This window comes from Pseudomonas sp. 1 (assembly GCF_056626735.1).
The window spans coordinates 72,548-95,981 of record NZ_JBWXMQ010000006.1 but is presented as its reverse complement, the minus strand read 5'-3'; the positions used below and the strand labels follow the sequence as shown (position 1 = coordinate 95,981).

At 60.7% G+C, this 23,434-nt stretch carries 18 protein-coding genes, 1 pseudogene and 1 riboswitch; of the genes and pseudogenes, 7 read left to right on the top strand and 12 right to left on the bottom strand.

All coding sequences use genetic code 11. The features are described from left to right. Positions 1-204: 204 nt before the first annotated feature. On the top strand, positions 205-1,245 hold the full coding sequence (locus AC1MDC_RS10930; protein WP_085700851.1) for an NADP(H)-dependent aldo-keto reductase: 1,041 nt from the start codon (positions 205-207) through the stop codon (positions 1,243-1,245). A gap of 56 nt (positions 1,246-1,301) precedes the next feature. Here AC1MDC_RS10930 and AC1MDC_RS10925 read toward each other — a convergent pair whose 3' ends face one another. Beyond that, entirely contained in the window at positions 1,302-2,438 is a 1,137-nt protein-coding gene (locus AC1MDC_RS10925) for an acyl-CoA dehydrogenase family protein (RefSeq protein WP_480392994.1), read from the bottom strand. Between the two features lie 246 nt (positions 2,439-2,684). On the opposite strand from AC1MDC_RS10925, the gene AC1MDC_RS10920 reads away from it, so the two are divergent. After that, positions 2,685-3,581, top strand: coding sequence for a GlxA family transcriptional regulator (locus AC1MDC_RS10920; protein ID WP_170929796.1), 897 nt, complete (start codon positions 2,685-2,687; stop codon positions 3,579-3,581). Positions 3,582-3,642: 61 nt separating this feature from the next. On the opposite strand, the gene zapE is transcribed toward AC1MDC_RS10920, so the two are convergent. The 3 genes from zapE to AC1MDC_RS10905 form a co-directional block, all read right to left on the bottom strand. Continuing rightward, positions 3,643-4,737, bottom strand: coding sequence for a cell division protein ZapE (gene zapE, locus AC1MDC_RS10915; protein WP_085700854.1), 1,095 nt, complete (start codon positions 4,735-4,737; stop codon positions 3,643-3,645). A 90-nt stretch (positions 4,738-4,827) separates the two neighbouring features. Beyond that, positions 4,828-6,183, bottom strand: coding sequence for a tryptophan--tRNA ligase (locus AC1MDC_RS10910; RefSeq protein ID WP_085701790.1), 1,356 nt, complete (start codon positions 6,181-6,183; stop codon positions 4,828-4,830). A 24-nt stretch (positions 6,184-6,207) separates the two neighbouring features. After that, positions 6,208-6,837 (bottom strand): alpha/beta hydrolase, encoded by a 630-nt coding sequence (locus tag AC1MDC_RS10905; protein ID WP_480393045.1) that lies wholly within the window; start codon positions 6,835-6,837, stop codon positions 6,208-6,210. A gap of 144 nt (positions 6,838-6,981) precedes the next feature. Here AC1MDC_RS10905 and AC1MDC_RS10900 point away from each other — a divergent pair, with 144 nt between their 5' ends. Further along, entirely contained in the window at positions 6,982-7,416 is a 435-nt protein-coding gene (locus AC1MDC_RS10900) for a Z-ring associated ZapG family protein (RefSeq protein ID WP_039766275.1), read from the top strand. 67 nt (positions 7,417-7,483) lie between these two features. On the opposite strand, the gene AC1MDC_RS10895 is transcribed toward AC1MDC_RS10900, so the two are convergent. The 7 genes from AC1MDC_RS10895 to AC1MDC_RS10865 form a co-directional block, all read right to left on the bottom strand. Beyond that, entirely contained in the window at positions 7,484-8,215 is a 732-nt protein-coding gene (locus AC1MDC_RS10895) for a YiaD family glycine zipper/OmpA-like lipoprotein (protein ID WP_085700856.1), read from the bottom strand. A 114-nt stretch (positions 8,216-8,329) separates the two neighbouring features. Beyond that, positions 8,330-8,974, bottom strand: coding sequence for an MBL fold metallo-hydrolase (locus AC1MDC_RS10890; protein WP_085701791.1), 645 nt, complete (start codon positions 8,972-8,974; stop codon positions 8,330-8,332). A 101-nt stretch (positions 8,975-9,075) separates the two neighbouring features. Beyond that, entirely contained in the window at positions 9,076-11,811 is a 2,736-nt protein-coding gene (locus tag AC1MDC_RS10885; RefSeq protein WP_480392993.1) for a winged helix-turn-helix domain-containing protein, read from the bottom strand. Between the two features lie 187 nt (positions 11,812-11,998). Next, a complete protein-coding gene (locus AC1MDC_RS10880; RefSeq protein WP_480392992.1) occupies positions 11,999-13,363 on the bottom strand; it encodes a DUF1329 domain-containing protein in 1,365 nt (454 codons plus the stop codon). Between the two features lie 28 nt (positions 13,364-13,391). Then, positions 13,392-15,281, bottom strand: a complete 1,890-nt coding sequence (locus AC1MDC_RS10875) for a DUF1302 domain-containing protein (RefSeq protein WP_085700860.1) — start codon at positions 15,279-15,281, stop codon at positions 13,392-13,394. A gap of 336 nt (positions 15,282-15,617) precedes the next feature. Further along, the gene (locus AC1MDC_RS10870) at positions 15,618-17,300 is read right to left on the bottom strand and encodes a fatty acid--CoA ligase (RefSeq protein WP_266200954.1); all 1,683 of its coding nucleotides are present in this window, start codon (positions 17,298-17,300) and stop codon (positions 15,618-15,620) included. Between the two features lie 156 nt (positions 17,301-17,456). Beyond that, the gene (locus tag AC1MDC_RS10865; RefSeq protein ID WP_085700862.1) at positions 17,457-18,086 is read right to left on the bottom strand and encodes a LysE family translocator; all 630 of its coding nucleotides are present in this window, start codon (positions 18,084-18,086) and stop codon (positions 17,457-17,459) included. A gap of 91 nt (positions 18,087-18,177) precedes the next feature. Here AC1MDC_RS10865 and AC1MDC_RS10860 point away from each other — a divergent pair, with 91 nt between their 5' ends. The 3 genes from AC1MDC_RS10860 (at position 18,178) to AC1MDC_RS10850 (ending at position 21,011) form a co-directional block, all read left to right on the top strand. Then, positions 18,178-19,143 carry a 2-hydroxyacid dehydrogenase gene (locus tag AC1MDC_RS10860; protein WP_227233511.1) on the top strand — a complete coding sequence of 322 codons (966 nt, stop codon included), beginning with the start codon at positions 18,178-18,180 and terminating at the stop codon, positions 19,141-19,143. A gap of 33 nt (positions 19,144-19,176) precedes the next feature. Beyond that, positions 19,177-20,175, top strand: coding sequence for a methyltransferase (locus tag AC1MDC_RS10855; protein ID WP_480392991.1), 999 nt, complete (start codon positions 19,177-19,179; stop codon positions 20,173-20,175). Between the two features lie 39 nt (positions 20,176-20,214). Continuing rightward, positions 20,215-20,339: riboswitch (yybP-ykoY riboswitch) on the top strand. Between the two features lie 87 nt (positions 20,340-20,426). After that, positions 20,427-21,011, top strand: coding sequence for a TMEM165/GDT1 family protein (locus tag AC1MDC_RS10850; RefSeq protein WP_007956837.1), 585 nt, complete (start codon positions 20,427-20,429; stop codon positions 21,009-21,011). A gap of 44 nt (positions 21,012-21,055) precedes the next feature. Here AC1MDC_RS10850 and AC1MDC_RS10845 read toward each other — a convergent pair whose 3' ends face one another. After that, entirely contained in the window at positions 21,056-21,874 is an 819-nt protein-coding gene (locus tag AC1MDC_RS10845; protein WP_085700865.1) for a M48 family metallopeptidase, read from the bottom strand. A 262-nt stretch (positions 21,875-22,136) separates the two neighbouring features. On the opposite strand from AC1MDC_RS10845, the pseudogene AC1MDC_RS10840 reads away from it, so the two are divergent. Further along, a pseudogene (locus tag AC1MDC_RS10840) lies at positions 22,137-23,423 on the top strand (methyl-accepting chemotaxis protein); the annotation flags it as partial. Positions 23,424-23,434: the final 11 nt, after the last annotated feature.

Genomic DNA, 23,434 nt, shown 5'->3' with positions numbered 1-23,434 from the left:
ATCTTACTGAATAGTGCGTACTTTGACAAGTCAAAGGCAGCCGGATACAGACGCTTTCGGGGGCTCGGGTCGGCGCGTCCGTTCAACGGCAAGATTCTTCGGCGGCGGGGCATCACTTCCACTGCAGAAAGAGGTCGGCAATTATGCAGATTGCGAAAAAAATTTCAACCTGCTTTTATGCTTGTTTTGCCCAAGGAGCACCCGATGGACTATCGCCAGCTAGGCCGTACCGACCTGAACGTGAGTGCAATCTGCCTCGGCACCATGACCTGGGGCGAGCAAAACACTGAAGCTGAAGCCTTCGCCCAGATCGAACGGGCAAAAGAGGCCGGGATCAACTTCCTCGACACCGCCGAGATGTACCCGGTGCCACCGAAAGCCGAAACCTACGCCACCACCGAGCGCTACATCGGCAATTACTTCAAGAGCCGCGGCGACCGCGCCGACTGGATCCTCGCCAGCAAGATCGCCGGCCCCGGCAACACCATCGACTACATCCGCGACAAGAACCTGCGCCACAACCGCCAGCACATCACCGAAGCGGTGGACGCCAGCCTCAAGCGCCTGCAGACCGACTACATCGATCTGTACCAATTGCACTGGCCGGAGCGTAGCACCAACTTTTTCGGACAACTGGGCTACAAGCACCAGACCGAAGCCAACCTGACGCCGCTTGAAGACACACTCGAAGCACTCGATGAGCAAGTGAAGGCCGGCAAGATCCGCCACATCGGTCTGTCCAATGAAACGCCGTGGGGCACCATGCGCTTTCTCGCTCTGGCCGAAGCCCGTGGCTGGCCGCGCGCGGTGTCGATCCAGAACCCGTACAACCTGCTCAACCGCAGCTTCGAGATCGGCCTGGCGGAAATCGCCATCCGCGAACAGTGCGGCCTGCTCGCCTATTCGCCGCTGGCGTTCGGTTTCCTGTCGGGCAAGTACGAAGGCGGGGCGCGTCCGCCGAAAGGCCGCCTTAGCCTCTACAGCCGTTTCAGTCGCTACTTCAACCCGCAATCGGAAGTGGCGTGCAGCCGTTACGTGGCCCTCGCCCGGGAACATGGCCTGGATCCGGCACAAATGGCCCTGGCGTTTGTAAATCAGCAACCGTTCGTCACCAGTAACATCATCGGGGCGACGACGCTGGAGCAACTGGACAGCAACATCGCCAGCTACGAACTGAAACTATCGAAGGAAGTACTGGAAGGGATCGAAGCGATCCACAAGGATCACCCGAATCCGGCGCCGTAATAAAGGACGATGATCGTTCCCACTTTGCGTGGGAACGATCATGCTCACTGCAAAACTCAAAGCGACCGCGCAATGATCTCTTTCATGATTTCATTGGTGCCGGCATAGATCCGCTGCACCCTTGCATCCGCCCAGGCCCTGGCCACCGGGTACTCCCACATGAAACCGTAGCCGCCATGCAGTTGCACGCACTCGTCGAGCACCTTGCATTGCAGGTCGGTGCCCCAATACTTGGCCATCGCCGCTGTCGGCACATCAAGCTTGCCTTGCAGGTGCAACTCCAGGCAGCGATCGACGAACACCCGGCCGATCTGAATCTCGGTGGCCATTTCCGCCAGTTTGAAGCGGGTATTCTGGAAGTCGGCAATCGACTTGCCGAACGCTTTGCGGTCACGGGTGTAATCCAGCGTCCATTGCAGCGCCGCCTCGGCTGAAGCCAGTCCGCCAATGGCCACGGTCAAACGTTCCTGCGGCAATTCCTGCATCAGATAGGCAAACCCCGCCCCGGCCTGCCCCAACAGGTTTTCCTTCGGCACGCGCACGTCCTGGAAGAACAATTCCGACGTGTCCTGAGCCTTCATTCCGACCTTCTCCAGACGCTTGCCCTTGTCGAAGCCCGGCGTATTCGCCTCCACCAGAAACAGGCTGGTGCCCTTGGCGCCGGCCTTGGGATCCGTTTTGGCGACGACGATCACCAGATCCGCCAGAAAGCCATTGGTAATGAAGGTTTTCGAACCGTTGATCACATATTCGTCGCCATCCAGCACGGCCGTGGTCTTGACCCCTTGCAGGTCGGAACCGGCGCCCGGCTCGGTCATGGCGATCGCGGTGACCATCTCGCCGGACACCAGTTTCGGCAGGTATTTCTGCTTCAGTGCCTCGCTGCCGTAATGCAGGATGTAAAGCGCGACGATGTCCGAATGCAGCGAGAAACCGATGCCGGTCAGGCCCAGCCGCCCGACTTCTTCGATCACGACCGCGCTGTAGAGAAAGTCCGCCCCCAACCCGCCGTATTCCTCTGGCAGATGCGAGCAGAGCATCCCCGCCTCCCCCGCCTTGTTCCATAGATTGCGGTCGATGTAGCCTTGCTTTTCCCATTGTCCATGGAACGGCACGGCCTCTTTTTCGAGGAATGTTCGTACGCTGTCGCGGAACAATTCGTGCTCGGAGCTGAACAAGGTTCTGGGAATCATGCGGCACCTTTTCTTTATTGTTGGAGGGATCAGACCTTCAGAGACTAAGCCTCGCTTCCGATACAGGACACTGGACACATCCGACAAAAAATAAGACGATCCAGCCGTCTGGTGACCACTTTCCCTTATAAAAACAAAAGTTGAATTATGTCCAAGCAAGTCTCCACGCCCTTGCGGCGCGTCAGCATCCTGGCGATCGACCGGGTTTTCGCTTCCACCCTCATGCAAGCCAAGGATTTCTTCCATCTGGCCAGCCTGCGTTACGGCAAACAACTGGGCCACGGCCTGACTCCGGTGTTCGAAACCCGCCTGGTCAGCCCCGACGGCAAACCGGTGAACAGCTTCAGTGATGTGGTCATGCCGGTGGACGGCGGCCTGGAAAACGCCGACGTCATCATCCTCCCGGCGTTCTGGGACGATTTCGATACGCTGTGCCAACGTTATCCACAGATCCTGCCGTGGCTGCGCGAACAGCACGCCCGGGGCGCCGTACTCTGCGGCGAGGCCACCGGGGTGTTCTGGCTGGCCGAGGCAGGGTTGCTCAACGGCAAGGAAGCGACCACCTACTGGCGCTTCTTCAATGCCTTCGCCGAGCGATTCCCCAAGGTCTATCTCAATCAGGACAAGCACCTGACCGACGCCGACAATCTGTATTGCGCCGGCGGCACCACCTCAGCCTGCGATCTCTACATTTACCTGATCGAGCGCTTCTGCGGTGCCAATGTGGCCCAGGCCGTGGCCCGCGACATTCTCTATGAGGTGCAACGCAGCTACGCACCTGGCCGCATCGGCTTCGGCGGTCAGAAGCTGCACCAGGACGTGATCATCCTGCAGATCCAGCACTGGCTTGAAGAGCATTTCGCCGACAAGTTCCGCTTCGAAGACGTGGCGCGCGAGCACGGCATGAGCATTCGCAACTTCATGCGCCGCTTCCAGACCGCCACCGGCGACAAGCCGCTGCACTACCTGCAACGGCTGCGCATCGAGACTGCCAAGGGCCTGCTCTCCGGCAGTCGCAAGAGCATCAAGACCATCAGCTACGAAGTCGGCTACGACGATGCGAGCTTCTTCGCGCGGCTGTTCCGCCAGCACACCGAATTGTCGCCGAACCAGTACCGGCAGCAGTTCCAGCAAGCTGCCTGACGATTCGACCAGACACAAAAAAAGGCCTGCATCTGCAGGCCTTTTTGTTTGCCGATTCCGCTTAAGGCTTGTGTGCCCGGGACAGGAATTCGTGCGATTGCATCTCCAGCAGACGGCTGAGGGTACGCTGGAACTCGAACGTCAGACGCCCGCCGGTGTACAGATCTTTCAATTCGACTTCGGCAGAAATGATCAGTTTGACGTTACGGTCGTAGAACTCGTCGACCATGTTGATGAAGCGTCGGGCGATGTCGTCGGTAGTGACGCTCATCTGCTCCACGCCACTGAGCAGCACGGCGTGGAAGATCTTGCCCAGCTCGATGTAGTCGTTCTGGCTGCGCGGGCCATCGCACAGCTCGCGGAAGTCGAACCAGGCCACGTCATCGCAAGTACGCAGGGCACGGATTTCGCGGTTTTCGATGATCAGCACATCGTTTTCCACGGCGGCGGTGCATTCCGGCGTCAGTGCGCGAAAGCTCTTGCGCAGGCTTTCATGGGCAACTTCGTCGAGCGGAAAGTGGAACAGTTCCGCTTGTTCGAGGTGGCGCAGACGGTAGTCGACGCCGCTGTCGACGTTGACGATCTCGGTGTTCTGCTTGATCAGCGCGATGGCCGGCAAGAAGCGCGCGCGTTGCAGGCCATCCTTGTACAGGCCGTCCGGCACGATGTTCGAAGTGGCAACCAGCGTTACGCCATTCTTGAACAGTTCTTCCATCAGCGTGCCGAGGATCATGGCGTCGGTGATGTCGGAGACGAAGAATTCATCGAAACAGATGACCCGCGATTCCGTCGCGAAACGCTTGGCGATAATGGTCAGCGGGTTTTTCTCGCCGCCGAGGGTTTTCATCTCTTCGTGCACGCGCTTCATGAAGCGGTGGAAGTGAGTGCGGGTCTTTTCCTTGAATGGCAGCGCTTCGAAGAAGGTGTCCACCAGGTAAGTCTTGCCACGACCCACGCCGCCCCAGAAGTACAGGCCCTTGACCGGCGTCTGATCCTTTTTGCCAAACAGCTTGCCCAGCAAACCCGGCTTGTTCTGCTCGGCCGCGATCAGGTCGTCGTACAGGCGTTGCAGATGACGCACGGCAGTTTCCTGCGCCGCATCGTGGAAGAAGTCCGGGCGTTTCAGATCAGCTTGATATCGTTCTAGGGGCGTCATAATTCGTTAGCAAGGCAACAAAAACGGGCCGTCACTGTAGCGATGGCCCGTGGGAATGGCAATCGGCCCTTGGTCGGGCCGGCCCGTTGATTATTCCTGAACCGGTGTCAGAGCGATCCGCAAGGCCTCGACGGCCGCGTCCCGCGCCGCCACGTCGGCAAATGCCGGGCTGTCGCCGACACACTCGCCTTCCAGCCAGACACTGAAGCTCAGGTCTTCGCTGCGCACATCCAGTGCCTGACCCGACTGCAGCTGCTTGGTCACCTGACCGGCGGTCTTGCCGTCGGCGAAGTTGCGCGACAGCAGCAGTTGCTCGCCATCGGCCGCCAACAGACGGAAACGGAAACTGCCGTCGTCTTCGCGGAAACTGACGAAACGTGCGGCTTTAGCGGCTTTCTTCTTGGTGGTCGCGGTCACCTGAACCTGATTGACGAAGGAGCGCAGGCCGACCGCTTCGCGCAGCTCGTTGAGGAACGGCGTCGCCACCGCACGGGCCTTTTTGGCACCGTGTTGCAGGATGTCTTCCAGATCGGCCGGACGCTCGATCAACTGGTGATAACGCTCGCGGGACTCGCCCAGCTCGTTATCGAGCAACTGGAACAGACGGTTCTTCGCCTCGCCCCAGCCCAGACCACCCAGCAGTTCGCTGCGGAACTCGTCGGCCTGCGCCGGCGTGGAGAACGCCTGGAACAGGGTGAACAGGTGCGAGTTGTCCGGATCTTTCGCTTCGCCCGGCGCGCGGGAGTCGGTGACGATCCGCGAGATCGCGTCCTTCATTTCCTTGGCGCTGGAGAACAGCGGAATGGTGTTGTCGTAGCTCTTGGACATCTTGCGACCGTCCAGGCCCGGCAGCGTGGCGACGCTTTCTTCGATCAGCGCTTCGGGCATGGTGAAGAACTCCTTGCCCTGGCCGAACAGGTGGTTGAAACGCTGACCGATGTCACGAGCCATTTCCACATGCTGGATCTGGTCGCGACCGACCGGCACCTTGTGTGCGTTGAACATCAGGATGTCGGCCGCCATCAGCACCGGATAGCTGTACAAGCCCATGGTGATGCCGGCATCCGGGTCTTCGCCGGTCTCGAGGTTCTTGTCCACCGAAGCCTTGTAGGCGTGGGCACGGTTGAGCAGGCCCTTGGCCGCGACACACGTCAGCAGCCAGGTCAGCTCGGGGATTTCCGGGATGTCGGACTGACGATAGAAGGTCACGCGATCCACATCCAGGCCACCGGCCAGCCAGGTCGCGGCGATTTCCAGACGCGAGCGCTGAATGCGCAGCGGGTCATCGCATTTGATCAAGGCATGATAGTCGGCCAGGAAGTAGAACGAATCGGCATTGCTGTCGCGGCTGGCGAGAATCGCCGGGCGAATGGCGCCGGCGTAGTTGCCCAGGTGCGGGGTGCCGGTGGTAGTGATGCCGGTGAGGATGCGGGTACGGTTCGTCATGGGTAATCGCTTGTCAGACTGCAATCAATTCGAGAGACGCGGCAGGATCAGATCCTTGAGATCGGTCAGCTTGCCATGAAAAAAGTGTCCGCATTCTGCCACTTTCAGCAGCTCATGGGGGCGCTGGAGTTTGTCGGACCAGTCGTAGACCCGCTGCGGCTCGATCACTTCGTCGGTTTCCGGCTGGATCACGGTCAGTTCGCCCTGCTGCGGCAGTTGATCCTGCTCGCCCAGGCGCATCACCGCCGGTGCGACCATGAACAAGTGCTTGAGCGTGATGCCTTGGGCTTCGAGACGGCCGCCGAGACTTGCTGCAACAAATCCACCGAAGGAGAAACCGAACAGGGTCAGTGGCAGACCCGGATGTTTGTCCAGCAGCCATGCGGCGGCAGCCTGGGCGTCGTCGACCTCACCCGTGCCCATGTCATGAGAGCCTTCGCTGGCACCGACGCCGCGATAGTTGAAGCGCAAGGTGATCAGGCTGGCATCGCGCGCGGTGCGCTGCAGGGTCGAGACGACCTTGTTGAGCATGGTGCCGCCCTGCACCGGGTTGGGATGGCAGATCAGCGCGATGCCTCGCGGCTGCTCATTGTCCAGGTACAAAGACTCAAGTTGACCCACCGGGCCATCAATCACTACAGGGGTTTCACGCATCAGCAAGGAAGGAACTCCGTGACCTCGGATCGGGTCGACTCGTCTAGCAAATTGTCTGTGCCAGTCTATTGCGAGTGAATCGCGGTATACAGCGCAGGTTCGAGCCGTTAACGTAAAGCAAAGCCGTTTATAGAGGAAGGACTCGTGGAACACTCGCTCTTAGTTTGGTTGTTACCGACTCTTGCCCTGGTTGTGGGTGTCGCCATTGGTTTCCTGATCGCTCGCGTTGCGCCGAACGCCGCGCCCAGCCGCACGCAGCGTCAACTGGATGATATTCAGGAACGTTTCGACAGTTATCAGAACGAAGTGGTGACCCACTTCAACAGCACCGCCAATCTGGTCAAGAAACTGACCCAGAGCTATCAGGAAGTGCAGGACCACCTCGCCGAGGGCGCCAACCGCCTGGCCCTGGACGAGCAGACTCGTCAACGCCTGCTGGCTTCCTTGCACTCCGAGGCAGCACAGGCCCCACGGGAACGCCTGACGCCGCCACGGGATCAGGAACCGCCGCGTGACTACGCGCCGAAGACCCCGAACTCGCCGGGCATGCTCGACGAGCATTACGGTCTGAAGAAGTAATCAGCCTTCGCGCCAACAAAAAGCCCCCGGACAATCACTTGTCCGGGGGCTTTTTTGTACCTGACGGTTACGGGTATTGCTGAACGGTGCCCGGCTGTTGCTGGCCACCGTACTGCTGGCCCGGGATTGCCTTGAGGTTGACCTCGACGCGGCGGTTCTGCGCGCGGCCATTGACGTCACCGTTGCTGGCGATCGGATTATCCGGACCGGCACCGCGGGCGCTCAGGTTGGCACCGCTGACACCTTGCGACGTCAGGTAGGTCGCCACACTCTGCGCACGACGCTGGGACAGGTCCATGTTGTGCTGACGGCTGCCAGTGCTGTCGGTATAGCCGACGATTTCGATCTGGTTCTGGTTGAACTCTTTGAGCGAGTTGGCCAGGTTGTTCAACGGCTGATAGAAGCTGGGAGCGATGTTCGCCGAATCGGTGGCGAAGGTGATGTTGCCCGGCATGATCAGCTTGATCTGATCGCCCTGACGCTGCACTTCAACCCCGGTGTTGGCCATGCTGGCGCGCAGCTTTTTCTCCTGCTGGTCGGCGTAGTAGCCGTAACCGGCGGCCGAGGCACCGACGACAGCTGCGCCAATCAGCGCTCCCTTGCCGCGGTTGTTGTGGTCGATGGCGGCACCGGCCAGCGCGCCGGCCAGTGCTCCGAGGCCACCGTACTTGGCGGTTTTGCTCATGCCCTGGGAGCCACCGTCGGCCTGACCCTGATTGTCATACGGGTTGGGCGAGGCGCAGCCGGACAAAACGGCCACGGCAGTAGCGACAATAATCAAACGACGCGTGGTGAACATGGAGAGCTCCTACATTTTGCATTCTGTGGTGCAGCGGCCATTGGCAACTGGCCCGTGCGGGCGTTGGATCATGACAATGCACAAAAATTCCGCTGCACACCCGTGACAAAATGTTTAGGCACGCACAAACGGGTTCTCGCGCATTTCATCTCCAAGACGCGTATCCGGACCATGCCCGGCCACGACAGTCGCGTCTTCATCCAGGGTGTACAGCCGCTGCTTGATCGATCGCACGATGGTCGCCTGATCGCCGCCCCACAAATCCGTGCGCCCTACTCCGCGACGAAACAACGTGTCGCCGGCAATCAACAGCTTAGCCTCGGAAAACCAGAAGCTCATGGAACCTGGCGTATGCCCCGGTGTGTGCAGTGCCACGCCACAGCCACAGGCCAGCTCTTCATCGTCGCTCAACCAGCGATCCGGTGACGGCACGGGGGTGTAGGGCACGCCGAACATCTGGCACTGCATTTCGAGGTTGTCCCAGAGAAACTGGTCTTCCTTGTGCAGATGCAAGGTGGCGCCGGTCTTCTCCTTCATCTGGCCGGAAGCCAGGAAGTGATCGAGGTGCGCGTGGGTGTGAATGATGCTGACCACTTTCAGGCCCAGCGCATCGACGCGGGCCATGATCAGGTCAGGATTGCCGCCCGGGTCAACGACGATGGCTTTTTTGGTGATCGGGTCGCCGATGATCGTGCAGTTGCACTGGAGCGGGCCGACGGGGAAGGTTTCGCGAATGAGCGCGGGATTTGCAGCGGTCATGGGGGATCCTGAAAAGGCATTCGAAACAATGCGCAAAGGCTGATTTGCGCCATTTTACGTTGTTGGCTCGCAGGATGACGACACAGCGCAAAACAGCAGATTCAGTTCAACACTCCCAACTCTTTCGCCCGCGCCACCGCCTGCGTGCGCCGCTCCACACCCAGCTTGCTGTTGATATGACTGGCATGGGTTTTCACGGTGTGCAGAGAGATGAACAGTTGATCGCTGATTTCCTGATTCGAGCAACCCTGAGCGATCAGACGCAGCACCGCCAGTTCGCGGCTGCTGAGCTGTTCGGTAGCGGCAGACTCCGCAGTGGGGCGAGCCTGGGTCTGAGGGAATTGCTCAAGCAATTGCTGACCGACGGCTGCCGGTGCAGTCAATGACAGTTGCCCGCGCAACCAGTCTGCATGCTCTTTGATCAGTAGATCGAAAGGCTGCAGGACACCGCCGGACGCCGCTTCCAATGCTTGAGCCAAAGCCTTGCGGGCCTCAGGTTCGCGGCCACCGGCCAGCAGCAGTGAAACCTTTTGCGTCAACGCCATCACGCTCAACAATTGCCTCCCGGTCTGCTGACCGTTTTCCAGGAGGACATTCAACCGCCCTTCAGCGAGCATCGGCTGCCCCTGAATGACATCCAGCAACGCCTGCTGCAACTCGACATGCAACGGCAGCTGCGGATGAAACTCCGGCGGAGCCGCTGCACGTTCGCCCGTGTAGGTCTGCCCCAGTCGTGCCAGCCACGCTTCGGCCAGATCGATGCGCCCCTGCGCCAGCCACAATTCGCATTTGACCAGGGTGATCATCGCCAGATAGTAGATTGGCGGGACGTCCCAGATGTGCATCAGGCGTTCGGCTTCGGCCAGCTCGGCGAAGGCCCGTGCGTAGTCGCCGCTGCTGCCGTCAAGTCGGGCGATGACGCAATGGCCGATCAACACGCTGATATCCCGACAGGCCCGAGCTTCGCTCAAACCCGTCTGTAATCGCTGGCGCGCCGCTTCGGGCTGCAACCGCATGGCCAGCAGAAAACCCTCGTACAGCGTCAGTCGCGCACGCACGGCGTACAAACGCTGTGCAGACAATCCGCGCAGGCGCTCCAGCCCTTGGCGCACTTCATCGAGTGCGCGCAGGATTTCGCCGCGCGCCTGCAGGACGCGGGCACGATCATAATGCGCCAACGCCTCGAACAAGGGATTGCCGACCCGCTGCGCCAGCTCAAGCGACTCGCGGTTCAGACCCCGTGCGCGCCACAGATCGCCGTCGGCAATTGCCAGGTTGGACAAGGTCGACAAGCACATCAGGCGCTGGCCATAGCGCTTGGCCGGCAGGCTTTCCAGTGCCTCGCTGCAATACTCGATGGTCTGCTCGCGATGGCCTCGCCCACGGGCGATGATGCCCTTGAGCGCCAGCCATTGGGCCAGCATCGATTTCTGTGCGGTAGCCGAGGGTGCAGGCAGAAACCGGCTTAGGTGACTGGCAAGCTCCTCGGCCGCGTCGAGCTGACAGGCAAGCCCCAACGCCCAGCTGTACAACACAATCAGGCGCGGGGTGCTGATCAGCAGGCTATCAGGCAAGTCCATTTTCCAGCGCAGCAACATGCCGACATTCTGCTCGGCCAGCAGTTGCTCCTCGGAGAGGTTTTGTACCAGATTGGCCGCGACGTCCAGATGCCCCGCGCGCAAGGCCTGCTCGACGGCTTCATCCAGCAGGCCCTGGGCGTTGAACCAGCGGCAGGCGCGCAGATGCAGCGTCGCGGCGGGGACCAGTGCCCGGGCGATAGGCCGGCTGCGCAACAGGTCGGAAAACAGGTGGTGATAACGGTACCAGTGCCCGTGCTCGTCCAGCGGCACCAGGAACACCTGATGCGCCAGCAGGAAACGCAGGATTTCGGCGCTGTCATGGGCCTCGCGCACCGCGTCACACAACTCGCTGCAAAAGCGCTCCTGCGGTGCGGTGTCATAAAGAAACGCCTGCACCTCGGCGGGCAGGCAATCGATGACTTCCTCCAGCAGGTATTCGCGGATCAGCCCTTCCCCGCCGTTCAGCGCTTGCGGCAACGCCGACTCGGTGCCGACTTCGGAAATTGCCAGCAGCCAGAAGCGCAGGCCGGCCACCCAGCCTTCGCTGCGCTGGATCAGGTTTTCCAGCGCTTCACCGCGCAGGGAACTGCTGTGACGATCAAGCAGTGCCAGGGCTTCGTCGTGGGTCAGGCGCAGATCCTGTTCGTGCAGTTCCAGCAATTGGCGCGACAGCCGCAGACGGGCCAGGTGCCAGTCCGGGCGCTGCCGACTGGTGACCATGACCACCAGGCCGTCCGGTAAATGATTGAGGAAAAACTGCAGGCAACGATCGAGCACCGGCCCTTGAGCAAGATGGTAATCATCCAGTACCAACAGCAGCGGGGCCGTGGGTTGCAGATGCAGCGTCAACTCATCCAACAGGCCGTCCAGCCATTCTTCGAAGGCAAACGGTTGATGGCGTTGACGCATTTTCAGCAGCCCCAGTGCGCGGCTGCCGAGTTCCGGGAAGTAGTCCTGCAGGCCTTCGAGCAGTCGTTCGAGAAACCGCCCCGGATCGTTATCCCGCGGGCTCAGCCCCAACCAAAGGCTTTGCCAGTGCGCCGGCAGGCTCTGACAGAACTCCACCGCCAGCGAGCTCTTGCCGAACCCGGCCGGAGCGCTGACCAGCAACAGGCGCCCTCCGAGTCCGGCGCCAAGGCGTTCGCACAAACGGGGTCGCAGCACGTAGCCATCGGGTAATGGCGGGCGAAAAAAACGTCCGTCCAGTGCCGCGACGGCAACGCTTGCGGGACCCGGAAGTGGGGACAGATCAGTCATGGCCGGCTCTTGTTCGTAGGGCTGTTGGCGGCGTAGCAGATGCCCGCAGACTAGCCTTAAACGGAGCAGTTATGAAGGTCGTTGCTACAAATGGCTACAAAAAGGCTACGGAAAAAGCGACAGACAAAAAAACGCCCCGAACCTGTCGGGGCGTTTTCACGAGGATGCGGCCTCGGTTTACAGGAGCTTAGCGAACACCATCCTGACGCAGAGCGGCTGGAGTGAAGTCGCTGGTGGTGGCGGTAAAATCGAAGTCATACGCCGACTTCTCTTCGTTCTTCATGCCCAGCGCCAGGTAACGGCCGGACTGCAGATCGTAAAGGGTCTCCAGGGTGTACCACGGTACCTGAACGTTGTAGTAGTCCTGAGCGTGAGCTTCCGCCACGCGCCACAATTGACCACGACCGTCGTAGTGATCGATCACCGCCGCTTGCCAGGTGTCTTCGTCGATGAAGAAGTCGCGCTTGGCATAGATGTGACGCTGACCTTCCTTCAGGGTCGCGGTCACGTGCCAGACGCGACGCAGTTCATAACGCGCCAGATCCTGGTTGATGTGCCCGGCCTTGATGATGTCGGCGTACTTGAGCTTCGGATCGTCGAGCTTGTAGCTGTCAGAGGCGATGTACATTTCTTGCTTGCCGATCAGTTTCCAGTCGTAACGGTCCGGTGCGCCGTTGAACATGTCCAGGTTGTCGGAAGTCCGCAGGCCGTCCGCCGCGGTACCCGGGCCGTCATAGGACACTTGCGGTGCGCGACGCACACGACGCTGACCGGCGTTGTAGACCCACGCCGAACGCGGTTCCTTCACCTGGTCGAGGGTTTCGTGCACCAGCAGCACACCACCGGCCAGACGTGCCGGCGCAGTCACTTTCTGCTTGAAGTAGAACAGGATGTTGCCCGGGTTCGCCGGATCGTAGTCCTTCATCTTGTCGCGGAATACGAACTGGTCCTGGAAGTACACCAGGCTGAACGAGCCGTTCGGTTGCGGCGTGGCCTGGGTCACCAGACGGGTCACGCTGCCGCCGCGATAGCGGGTGATGTGGTTCCAGATGACTTCCACACCGCTTTTCGGAATCGGGAACGGAACGGCGATATCGAAGTTTTCCAGGCCGTTGCCACCCGACACCAGGGTCGTGGTGGTGGCGTTCTTCTTGATGGCGGCGAATACCTCATCCGGCACGGTGGCACCACGATGAGACGGATAGACCGGCATCTTGAAGGTGTCAGGGTAACGCTGGAACATCGCGTACTGACCCGGCGCAAGCTTGGCCTTGTACTGATCGACGTTCTGCTTGGTGATGGTGAAGAGCGGCTTTTCACTGGCGTACGGGTCGGACAGGAAGCCTTTGCTGTCGACGGTGCCGGCATTCTTCGGCATCGGTTTCCAGGCCGGGATCGAGCCGTCCGCGTTACCGGCCATTTCGGCGCCCATCGGGGTCAGGCTCTTGCCCAGCTTGTCCGCTTCGGCGGCAGGCACCGCCGCCATGACGCCGGTCGCCAGCAGCGACAGGCCCAGAACACCGGCGTGGAACAGACTTTTTGTTATTTTCATAAATTCGTTCGTCCTGAAAATGCAGTGCTTAGAAGTTCACGCCGAGGCTGAGCGCCACGAAATCGCGGTCATCCACGGTGCTGTACTTGCCGTCGAAGAAGTTGGTGTAGGCCAGGCTCGCGGTGTAGGTGTTCTGGTACTCGGCATCGACACCCAGGCTGACAGCCTTGCGACCTTCCTCGAAGTTGCCGCCAGGGCCTGGCGAGTAGCCGCTGACGTCGTGGGACCAGGCCACGTTCGGCTTGAGGTTCACGCCGGCGAACACATCGTTGTATTCCCAGATCGCACGACCGCGATAACCCCAGGACATCGACGTGGTGAAACCGTCATTGTCGCAATTGCGACTACGGTTGTTCTGCGGTGAGCCAGGTCCGGCGCCATTGATGGTGCCGTTGTTGAGGATGTTCACGCAGGTGTTGGTGGTACCGGTGGCTGGCAATTCGCCCGGGCCGAAGACCGGATCACGGCCATAGCGCTTGTCGGACCGGCTTTCCAGACCGCCCACGTAAGTCATGCCCACTTCACCCACCAGGGTCAGACGGCTAGCGCCCATGACCTGATCGAAGAAGTGCGTGAAGGTGGTTTGCAGTTGAGTGATTTCCTTGCGCTCGTAGCCATGCAGATCCTGGCCTGGCACACCATTGAGCAGCGAAGCGTTGGCATACGGGCCGCCCAATGGACGCACACCGGCGAACAGGATGTCCGTGGAGTTCAGTTGTACCGGCGCATTCGGGCGATAGCTGATCTCACCGCTCCACGCCGTACCGGTAGGCAGGGTGGTGGAGAAGCTCAGACCGTAGAGGCGGATGTCCTCTGGGTATTCGACGAAGTACTTCGAATTGCCGGCGACCAGCAGAGGCCCGAGCGCCTGAAACGGACCTGGCAATGCGGCCACGCCGTTGTAGACCGATTGCGGCGCGCCAGTGGCACTGAAGATCGGCGCACGGCTGTGGTAATTCATGAAGTAGGCACCGAACTCGGTGTCCAGCGGTTCGAACATGTACTTGAGGGACGCGCCCCACTGGCCGCTATCGCGCGCATCGCGATCGGCGCCGCGCGGCACCAGCACACCTTCTTCATTGACGTTGACGCCGTTGGCCGCCAATGGCCCCAGGGCAATGGCCGGGATCTGCGAGCGCTTGTTCAGCACGCGCAGGTTGTCGGTGCAGCCATCGGCAATGATGTCCGGCTGGGAGAAGAACGTGCCGCAGTTGTCGACGACGGTCTGGTCCCACTCGAGCTGATAGAAGGCTTCGGCCGACAGGTTGTCGGTCAGGCTCTGGGACACATAGAACATGTTGACCGGGATCAGGCCTTCCTTGATCTCGGCGCCCGGACGACGGAACGCGGAAACGTCGATCGGGTTGATCGAGTTGATGCCGCCGCCGATGAAGGTACTTTCACCCCAGCTCACCACCTGCTTGCCCAGACGCACGGAGCCTGGCTGATCGGCGATCGCGTAGTTGTGGTAGACGAAGGCGTCGAGGATCTGACCGCCGGCGGACTTGGCGCCTTCCTTGCGGTTGCTGTCGCTGATGTCCTTGAACTCGCGGCTCTCGTCCTTCAGTTCGAAGTCGTACCAGTACTTGCCACGGACGAACACGCCGGTGTCGCCGTACTTCAGCTCGAGGTCATGGATGCCCTTGAAGATCTTCGAGAAGGTCTCGCCGCTCTTGAAGTTGGCATGGCCGTCGTCGGAAGTCTGGGACAGACCGTGGCCGCCGTTGTTGACGCCGATGAGGTTCTTGTTCGGGCTCTGGGTGGACCAGCTGGCACCGATCGACAGGGAGGAGTCGAACTGGCCTTCGATTTCACCGACGTTGAAACTGACGCCGAAAGCGGGCCCGGCGAGCGAAGAAGCAAGACTGACGGCCAGAGGCAGCTTTGCCCGGCGCCAGAACTGGTTTACTGAGGTCATCGACGCTACTCCATGTGCATTATTGTTATGGCAGTGAGTACTTTTAAAAACGCCTGAAGGACCGGGCGCCAGAGGCTTACCGAAATCGCTTCAATGTTGCATCGCCCCGTTAGTGCGTGTGCCCCGTTCTTAAAAATCCTTGAGCGGACTATAGCCAGCAGGGGGTACTGCTTGATCCCTCTAAAGTGTGATTTGCAGCTGCCGGCCACTCTGGAACAGTCCTTTCGCCAGTCCGACACATGTCGGCACGGCAAGGATGGCTGAAAATTCGGATTTCACAAGCCAAGCGCTTGCTTGGTGGGTCTGGCGCGCCGTTTTCGGCGCGCCAGCGGACGCTCAGAGCGTCGAGAGGAAGGTGCTGTTGTTGGCCTGCCATTCGGTGATGTCGAGGCGGATGCGCTTCTTGTCGAGCTTGCCGACACTGGTCTTGGGAATTTCAGTAACAAGCGCGATCTGGCTCGGGATCGCCCACTTGCTCAAGTGCCCCAATTCAACGAATGGCTTGAGGTGTTCCTTGAGCTCGCGCGCCCCGATGGCATGCCCTTCGCGGACCACCAGCAAGGCAAATGGACGCTCGCCCCACTGTGGATCGGCAATGCCCACGACTGCTACTTCACGTACCGCGACATGGCGACTGATCAGGTCTTCGAGATCCAGCGAGGAAATCCATTCGCCGCCGGTCTTGATCACGTCCTTGATCCGGTCGCGGATGTCGATCACGCCCATGCTGTCGATCGTGGCGACGTCACCGGTGTGCAACCAGCCACCGGCCCACAGCTCGGCGCCCTTCTGCGGTTCGTTGAAATAGCCTTCGGTCAGCCACGGTGCGCGCAGCACCAGTTCGCCTTGGGTTTCACCGTCGGCCGGGAGGAAATTGCCCTCGCTGTCGATGATCGCCGCCTCGACCAACGGTCCCGGCACGCCGGCCTTGATCCGGTAAGTAGTGCGCTCGTCTTCGGTGCCCGCCATCAACTCATCGTTCAAATGCGCGCAAGAGACCAACGGCCCGGTTTCCGACATGCCATACGCGGCCGTCAGTTGAATGCCCTTGCTCTTGGCCGTTTCATACAGCGTGCGATTGAGCGCACTGCCACCGATGACGATTTTCCAGCCGCCGAAATCGGTGTCTTGCGCGCCCTTGGCGTTGAGCACCATCTGCAGGATGGTCGGCACGCAGTGGGAAAACGTGACCTTTTCCTTGCGCCACAGCTCGACCAGAAATTCCGGGTCGTAACGCCCCGGATAAACCTGCTTGAGCCCGAGCATGGTCGCCACATACGGCAAGCCCCAGGCATGCACGTGGAACATCGGGGTGATCGGCATGTACACGTCGTTGGTGCCCAGCAGCCGCACGCTGTCGATGGCGCCCATGATGGTCGACACACCCATGGTGTGCAGCACCAGTTGCCGATGGGTGAAGTACACGCCCTTCGGATTTCCGGTGGTGCCCGTGGTGTAGAACGTGGTGGCGACCGAGTTTTCGTCGAAGTCCTGGAAGTCGTACAGCGGACTCGCCGCCGCCAGCAGTTGCTCGTACTCGCCCACCAGGTTCGGCAGATCGGCGCTTTTTTCCGGCAGATCGGTCAGCAGCAGGGTTTTCTCCACCGTGGCCAGGTGTGGCGCGATGGCCTGGTAAAGCCCGACGAACTCGCTGTTGACCAGCACGAAGCGGTCCTCGGCGTGGTTCATGGTGTAGAGAATCTGTTCCGGCGACAGGCGCACGTTGATGGTGTGGATCACCGCGCCGATCATCGGGATCGCAAACATGCATTCGAGGTAGCGATGGCTGTCCCAGTCCATCACCGCCACGGTATCACCGGCCTTTACGCCGGCCGCCGTCAGCACGTTGGCCAGCCGCGCGACCCGCTCGATCAGGGTCGGGTAGCTGTAGCGCAACTGGTCACGGTAGATGATCTCGCGGGTTTTCTCGTAACGGGCGCCCGACATCAGCAGCCGTTTAATCAGCAGTGGATACTGGTACGCCCCTTCGGCGGGCGGAATAACGCGAGTCTGCAACATAAGAATCCCTTTTCTGACTGCACGGTGTTGGCTTTGGAGTTTCGTACTCTAGAACCGTTATACGTCAGCCAAATCAGCCAAAGGAATGATTTGCAGAGCCGTACAAATGCTAGCTTTGCGCCAGCATTTGCCGAAACAGATGACAGCTCAGAAGGATCAATGCATCTCGGTGAACGCGAGTTTCACGCCGATGGCGATCAGCACCGCGCCCATGGTGCGGTCGAACCAGTGGCCCATGCGGGCGAAACCGGCACGCACGCGCTGCTGGCTGAACAGCATCGCCACCAGGCAGAACCAGGTTGCAGTCGCAGCCGCCAGGTAAATGCCGTAACCGGCCTGCACTGCCAGTGGCGTGTGCGGGTTGATCACCACGGTGAACAGCGACAGGAAAAACAGCGTGGCTTTCGGGTTCAGGCCATTGGTCACGAAGCCTGAGGTGAAGGCGCCACGTGCGGTGCGCTCGCCGGCCTCTTTGTGCAGATCATCGGTCACGGTTTTCGCCGGTTGCGCACGCAGGGCCTTGAAACCGATGTACAGCAGATAAGCGGCGGCGGCCCATTTCAGAGCGTTGAACAGCACGATCGATTGGGAAACGATCAGGCCGATCCCCAGCAGCGAATAACCGACGTGCAGGAAAATCGCCGTGCCCACGCCCAATGCCGTCCAGGTGCCGGCGCGACGCCCGTGGGTCACGCTCTCGCGCACCACCACGGCGAAATCAGGACCGGGGCTGGCGACGGCCAACAGGTGGATCAGGGCAACGGTCAAGAATTCGGTCCAGTACATGGGGGCTCCTTTCGGCCAAGCGTAACGAGTTGTTTCATCTGGTAGGCTCGGCAGATTACGCCTTCCCTTCAAAGCACAACAGGTACAGTTGATGACGAACGCCCACCGCGCCGTATTCCTCGATCACCCGTCGCTGGATCTTGGCGATCTCGATCTGAGCCCTTTGCGTGACTGCTTCAGCGATCTGCAACTGTTCCCCCAGACGTTGCCTGGGCAAGTGAGCGACCGCCTGCAAGGGGCGACCGTGGCGATCAGCAACAAGGTCCTGATCGACGCCGCCGCCATGGCCGCCAACCCACAGCTGAAACTGATCCTGATCACGGCCACCGGCACCAATAACGTCGATCTGGCCGCCGCCCGCGCCCACGGCATCACCGTGTGCAACTGTCAGGGTTACGGCACGCCGTCAGTGGCGCAGCACACGATCATGCTGCTGCTCAACCTCGCCACGCGCCTGGCCGATTATCAAAAAGCCGTCGGCGAGGGCCGCTGGCGACAAGCGAAACAGTTCTGCCTGCTGGATTACCCGATCGTCGAGCTGGAAGGCAAAACCCTGGGTTTGCTCGGACACGGTGAACTCGGCGGCGCAGTCGCGCGACTGGCCGAAGCCTTCGGCATGCGCGTGTTGCTGGGGCAGATTCCGGGGCGCCCGGCCCGTCCAGATCGCCTGCCGCTGGAAGAATTGCTACCACAGATCGACGCCCTGACCCTGCACTGCCCGCTCAACGAACATACCCGGCATTTCATCGGAGCCCGCGAACTCGCCGCGATGAAACCCGGCGCCTTCGTGGTCAATACCGCCCGTGGCGGGCTGATCGACGAACAGGCCCTGGCCGATGCCCTGCGCAGCGGTCATCTGGGCGGCGCGGCCACCGATGTGCTGAGCATCGAACCACCGACCAACGGCAATCCGCTGCTGGCGGTCGACATCCCACGCCTGATCGTCACGCCGCACAACGCCTGGGGCAGCCGCGAAGCGCGGCAACGAATCGTCGGCCAACTGGTGGAAAACACCCAGGCGTTCTACAGCGGTAAGGCGCTGCGGGTCGTCAGTTGATAAACTGCGGCACTTTTTTTCACAGGAGCAGTTATGGATCCGCGCAGTGAAGTACTGCTTCGTCAGGCCGAGTTATTCCAGGGTTCGGTATTGTTGGCCGGTTTGCCTGCCGATGATTTGCTGGGGCGTCTGCCCGACGCGTTTGGATGGTGCTGGCACGCCGGCGATCAGGCCGCACTCGATGCGCGTTTCGAAGGTCGCAGCCATTTTGGCGTAAACGTGCCGGAACGCGAATTCACCAGCGCCGTGGTGTTCCTGCCCAAGGCCAAGGACCTGACCGATTACATCCTCAATGCCGTGGCTTCGCGTCTGGCCGGGCGCGAGGTGTATCTGGTCGGGGAAAAGCGCAGCGGCATCGAAGGCGCGTCCAAACAGCTCAACCCGTTCGGCAAGCCGCGCAAGCTCGACAGCGCGCGCCATTGCCAATTGTGGCAAGTGACCGTGGCCAATGCCCCGCAAGCCAAACCACTGGAAAGCCTGGCGCAGACTTACGAACTGCCGCTGGCCGAAGGCCCATTGAAGGTCATCAGCCTGCCGGGCGTGTTCAGCCACGGCCGACTGGATCGCGGCAGTGCCCTGCTGCTGGAACACCTGGACAAACTGCCGAGCGGACATTTGCTGGACTTCGGTTGCGGCGCCGGCGTGCTCGGCGCGGCGGTCAAGCGTCGTTACCCGCACAATCAGGTCACGTTGCTCGATGTTGACGCCTTCGCTGCCGCCAGCAGCCGTTTGACTCTGGCGGCCAACGGTCTGGAAGCCGAGGTGCTGACCGGTGACGGCATCGACGCCGCACCGATGGGCTTGAACGCAATTTTGAGCAATCCGCCGTTCCATGTCGGCGTTCACACCGACTATTTCGCCACCGAGAACTTGCTGCGAAAAGCGGCCAAACATCTGAAAAACGGCGGCGAACTGCGCCTGGTTGCGAACAGCTTCCTGAAGTATCAACCGTTGATCGAAGAGCATCTCGGGGTCTGCGCGATCAAGGCCGAAGGCAATGGTTTCCGGATTTACCGGGCCAAGCGCGGCTAAAAATTAGCACTTGCCGAATGGATTCGGCCTAGGCAGAATCCGCTCCGTCCTAGGGGAGTAGTCTCCCACGAGCGCCAAGCTCGTCCGGCATACGTCAACATACTTGATCCTCAGATCATGGCGTATGCGACCCAAGCGTCCGCAGCAGACGGATCGCAGGGTTTGACAAGACCTATGACACGCACACCTTACCCGGGGCGGGAAGGCTGTACGTGTCATAGCCGTGTCGACCCGCCCCTTAGGAAATCCTGATGCTGGACTCGTTACTCGTTCCCACCGCAATCGTTGCCTTGGCCGAAATCGGCGACAAGACGCAACTGCTCGCGCTGATTCTCGCCGCACGCTTTCGCAAACCCTGGCCGATCATTGCCGGTATCGTCGCTGCAACCCTGGCCAACCACGCAGCAGCCGGTGCGGTTGGCGCCTGGTTCGGCAGCTTCTTCTCGGATTCCGTCCTGCACTGGATTCTCGCCGCGAGCTTCGCCGCCACCGCCCTGTGGACGCTGGTGCCGGACAAGATGGATGACGATGAAGCCAGCACCGCCCGCAAGTTCGGGCCATTCCTGACCACGCTGATCGCGTTCTTCCTGGCGGAAATCGGCGACAAGACCCAGATCGCCACGGTGATGCTGGCCGCGCAATACCCGGAGCTGTGGCTGGTGATTATCGGCACCACGGCGGGCATGCTGATCGCCAACGTGCCGGTGGTACTGGCGGGTAATTTTGCAGCAGAGAAACTGCCGTTGACCCTGATCCGTCGACTGGCCGCCTCGGCGTTCCTGATCCTGGCGATCGTTGCGGTGTACAAGGCGATGCAGAGCAGCGGCTGGGTTTGATCCGGCAGAACGCTCCCGCACTCAGTGCGGGAGCGATCATTGTTTCAGGACTTGGGCGCTTTCTCGTACAGCGGCATGACCTTCGGAATTGCCGCTTCCAGGGAAGCGATCCGGCTGGACGACGCCGGGTGAGTGCTCATGAACTCTGGCGGTGCACCTTCGGACGCCTTGCTCATCTTGTTCCACAGGGTGATCGCGGCATTCGGGTTGTAGCCGGCACGTGCGGCCAGTTCCAGGCCGATCAGGTCGGCTTCGTTTTCGTTGGCGCGACTGTTGGGCAGCGTCATGCCGTAGTTGGCCACGGTGTCAGCCAGCGCCAGGCTGTCCTGACCCAGACCGAGCAACGCACCGGCGCCCTGCTTGGCCATTTCGATGCCATAGGCCTTGGACATTGCTTCACGACCGTGCTCGCGCAGGGCGTGGGCGATTTCATGGCCCATGACCGCAGCGATTTCATCGTCGGTGAGTTTCAGGCTGTCGATCAGCCCGGTGTAGAAAATGATCTTGCCGCCAGGACCGCAGTTGGCGTTGAGTTCGTCGCTCTTGATCAGGTTCACTTCCCACTTCCATTGCGCCGAATCCGGACGGAAATTCGGTGCCTGGGCGATCAGCCGGTTGGCGATGGCCTGAATGCGTTTGGCATCGTTGCTGGTCTTGTCCAGCACGCCTTTGCTGGACGCTTCGCCCACGGTCTTCTGATAGGACTGGGCATACATCTGGTCGACCTCTTGCGAGGACAGCATGCTGAACATGTACTGCTTGCGCTCCACGCCCACGGCACCGCCGCTGGTGGTGTTGACCGACTGACAACCGGCCAGCAACAGCGCCGCGCTCAGTGCACTTACAACCAATGTCTTGTTCATTCAAAAGCTCCCTGAAAACCTGCCGCGTATCCTAGGCGGGTAATTGTATCGACGCCAGATGCAACGGACGTGTTGCACGCACTTTCAGAAAACGCCCTCTGACCTGTAGGAAAAAATTCATACCCACCGACAAACCCTGCGCATCCGCGTCGCGCACGGGTCCATTTGCGACATCCGCCTGCAATTACTCGGCCGCAACCTCATGACGCAATAGCGGCTGCCGATACAACAGCGCAGACGTCCTCTCGCGTGCGGAGCTCCCATGAAGTTCAAGTCGATCCAGTTTTCCGTGGCCGCCCTGGCCGGCGCCATCGTACTCAGCGTAGTCGCCGCGCTGGTGCTGTATGCGCTGTTCTCCGGTGCCCGCACCCAGGAAATGGTCCAGCAACGGACCCAGGCCCAGTTCGAGCAAGTCATCGAACAGCGCCTGACCTCGCTGGCACAGACCCAGGTCAGCCAGATCCAGCGCGAACTGGAAGCGCCGCTGTTGATCGCCGGCGGACTGGTGCGGGTCAACGCCCTGCTCGGCACGCCGGGCGCCGATGGCCAGCCGCGACTGACCGTCAGCCGCGAGCAACTGATCAGCCTGATCAAAGAAAACGTCGAGAAGAACCCGAAGATTCTCGGCACCTACATCGGCTGGGAAAAGAACGCGCTGGATCACAATGACGCGGCTTTCGTCGGCACTAGTGTGGTCGGTATCGACCCTGCCAACGGGCGCTTCCTGCCATGGTGGTTCCGCAACGACGACGGCACCCTCGGCCTGGACAAACTGGTGGACGTCGATGACCAGAAAGTCCTGTCCACCGGCATACGCGCCAGCGAGTACTACCTGTGCTCGAAAGAAACCAAAAAATCCTGCGTGATCGATCCCGCCCCGTACAAGGTCGGCGACAAGATCGTCATGCTCGCCTCCTTTATTGAACCGATCATGCTCAACGGCGCCTTCCAGGGCATCGTCGGCGCCGACCTGTCGGTGAACTTCATCCAGGAAATGCTCCTGGGCGCCAACCAGAAGCTGTACAGCGGCGCCGGGCAAATGGCCCTGATCGGCGGCAACGGCCGGATCGTCGCCTACACCAAGGACCCGAGCAAATTCGGCGAGAAGGTCAGCGATATCCTCGACGCCCAGCAGATTGCCAACATGGCCAACCTCAAGCGCGGCGAAGTGACCTATTCCGTCAATAAAGAGCAAGGCCGGATCGAGCTGTACCTGCCGTTCGGCATCGGCCAGACCGACGCGCGCTGGACGCTGATGCTGCAACTGCCGCTCGACGCGGTGATGGCCGATCTGCAAAAGCTGCAAGGCGACCTCGACGCCCAGCGCAAATCCGACACGTTCGGCATGGCCATGGTCGGCCTGCTCATCGCCGGCCTCGGCCTGCTGGTGATCTGGCTGGTGGGCCACGGCATCGCCCGACCGCTCAAGCAAATGGTGACCATGCTTGATGACATCGCTCAGGGCGAAGGCGACCTGACCCGTCGCTTGAGCAGTGACCGAAATGACGAACTGGGCTCGATCGCCAAGGGCTTCAATACCTTCCTGGCCAAGTTGCAAGC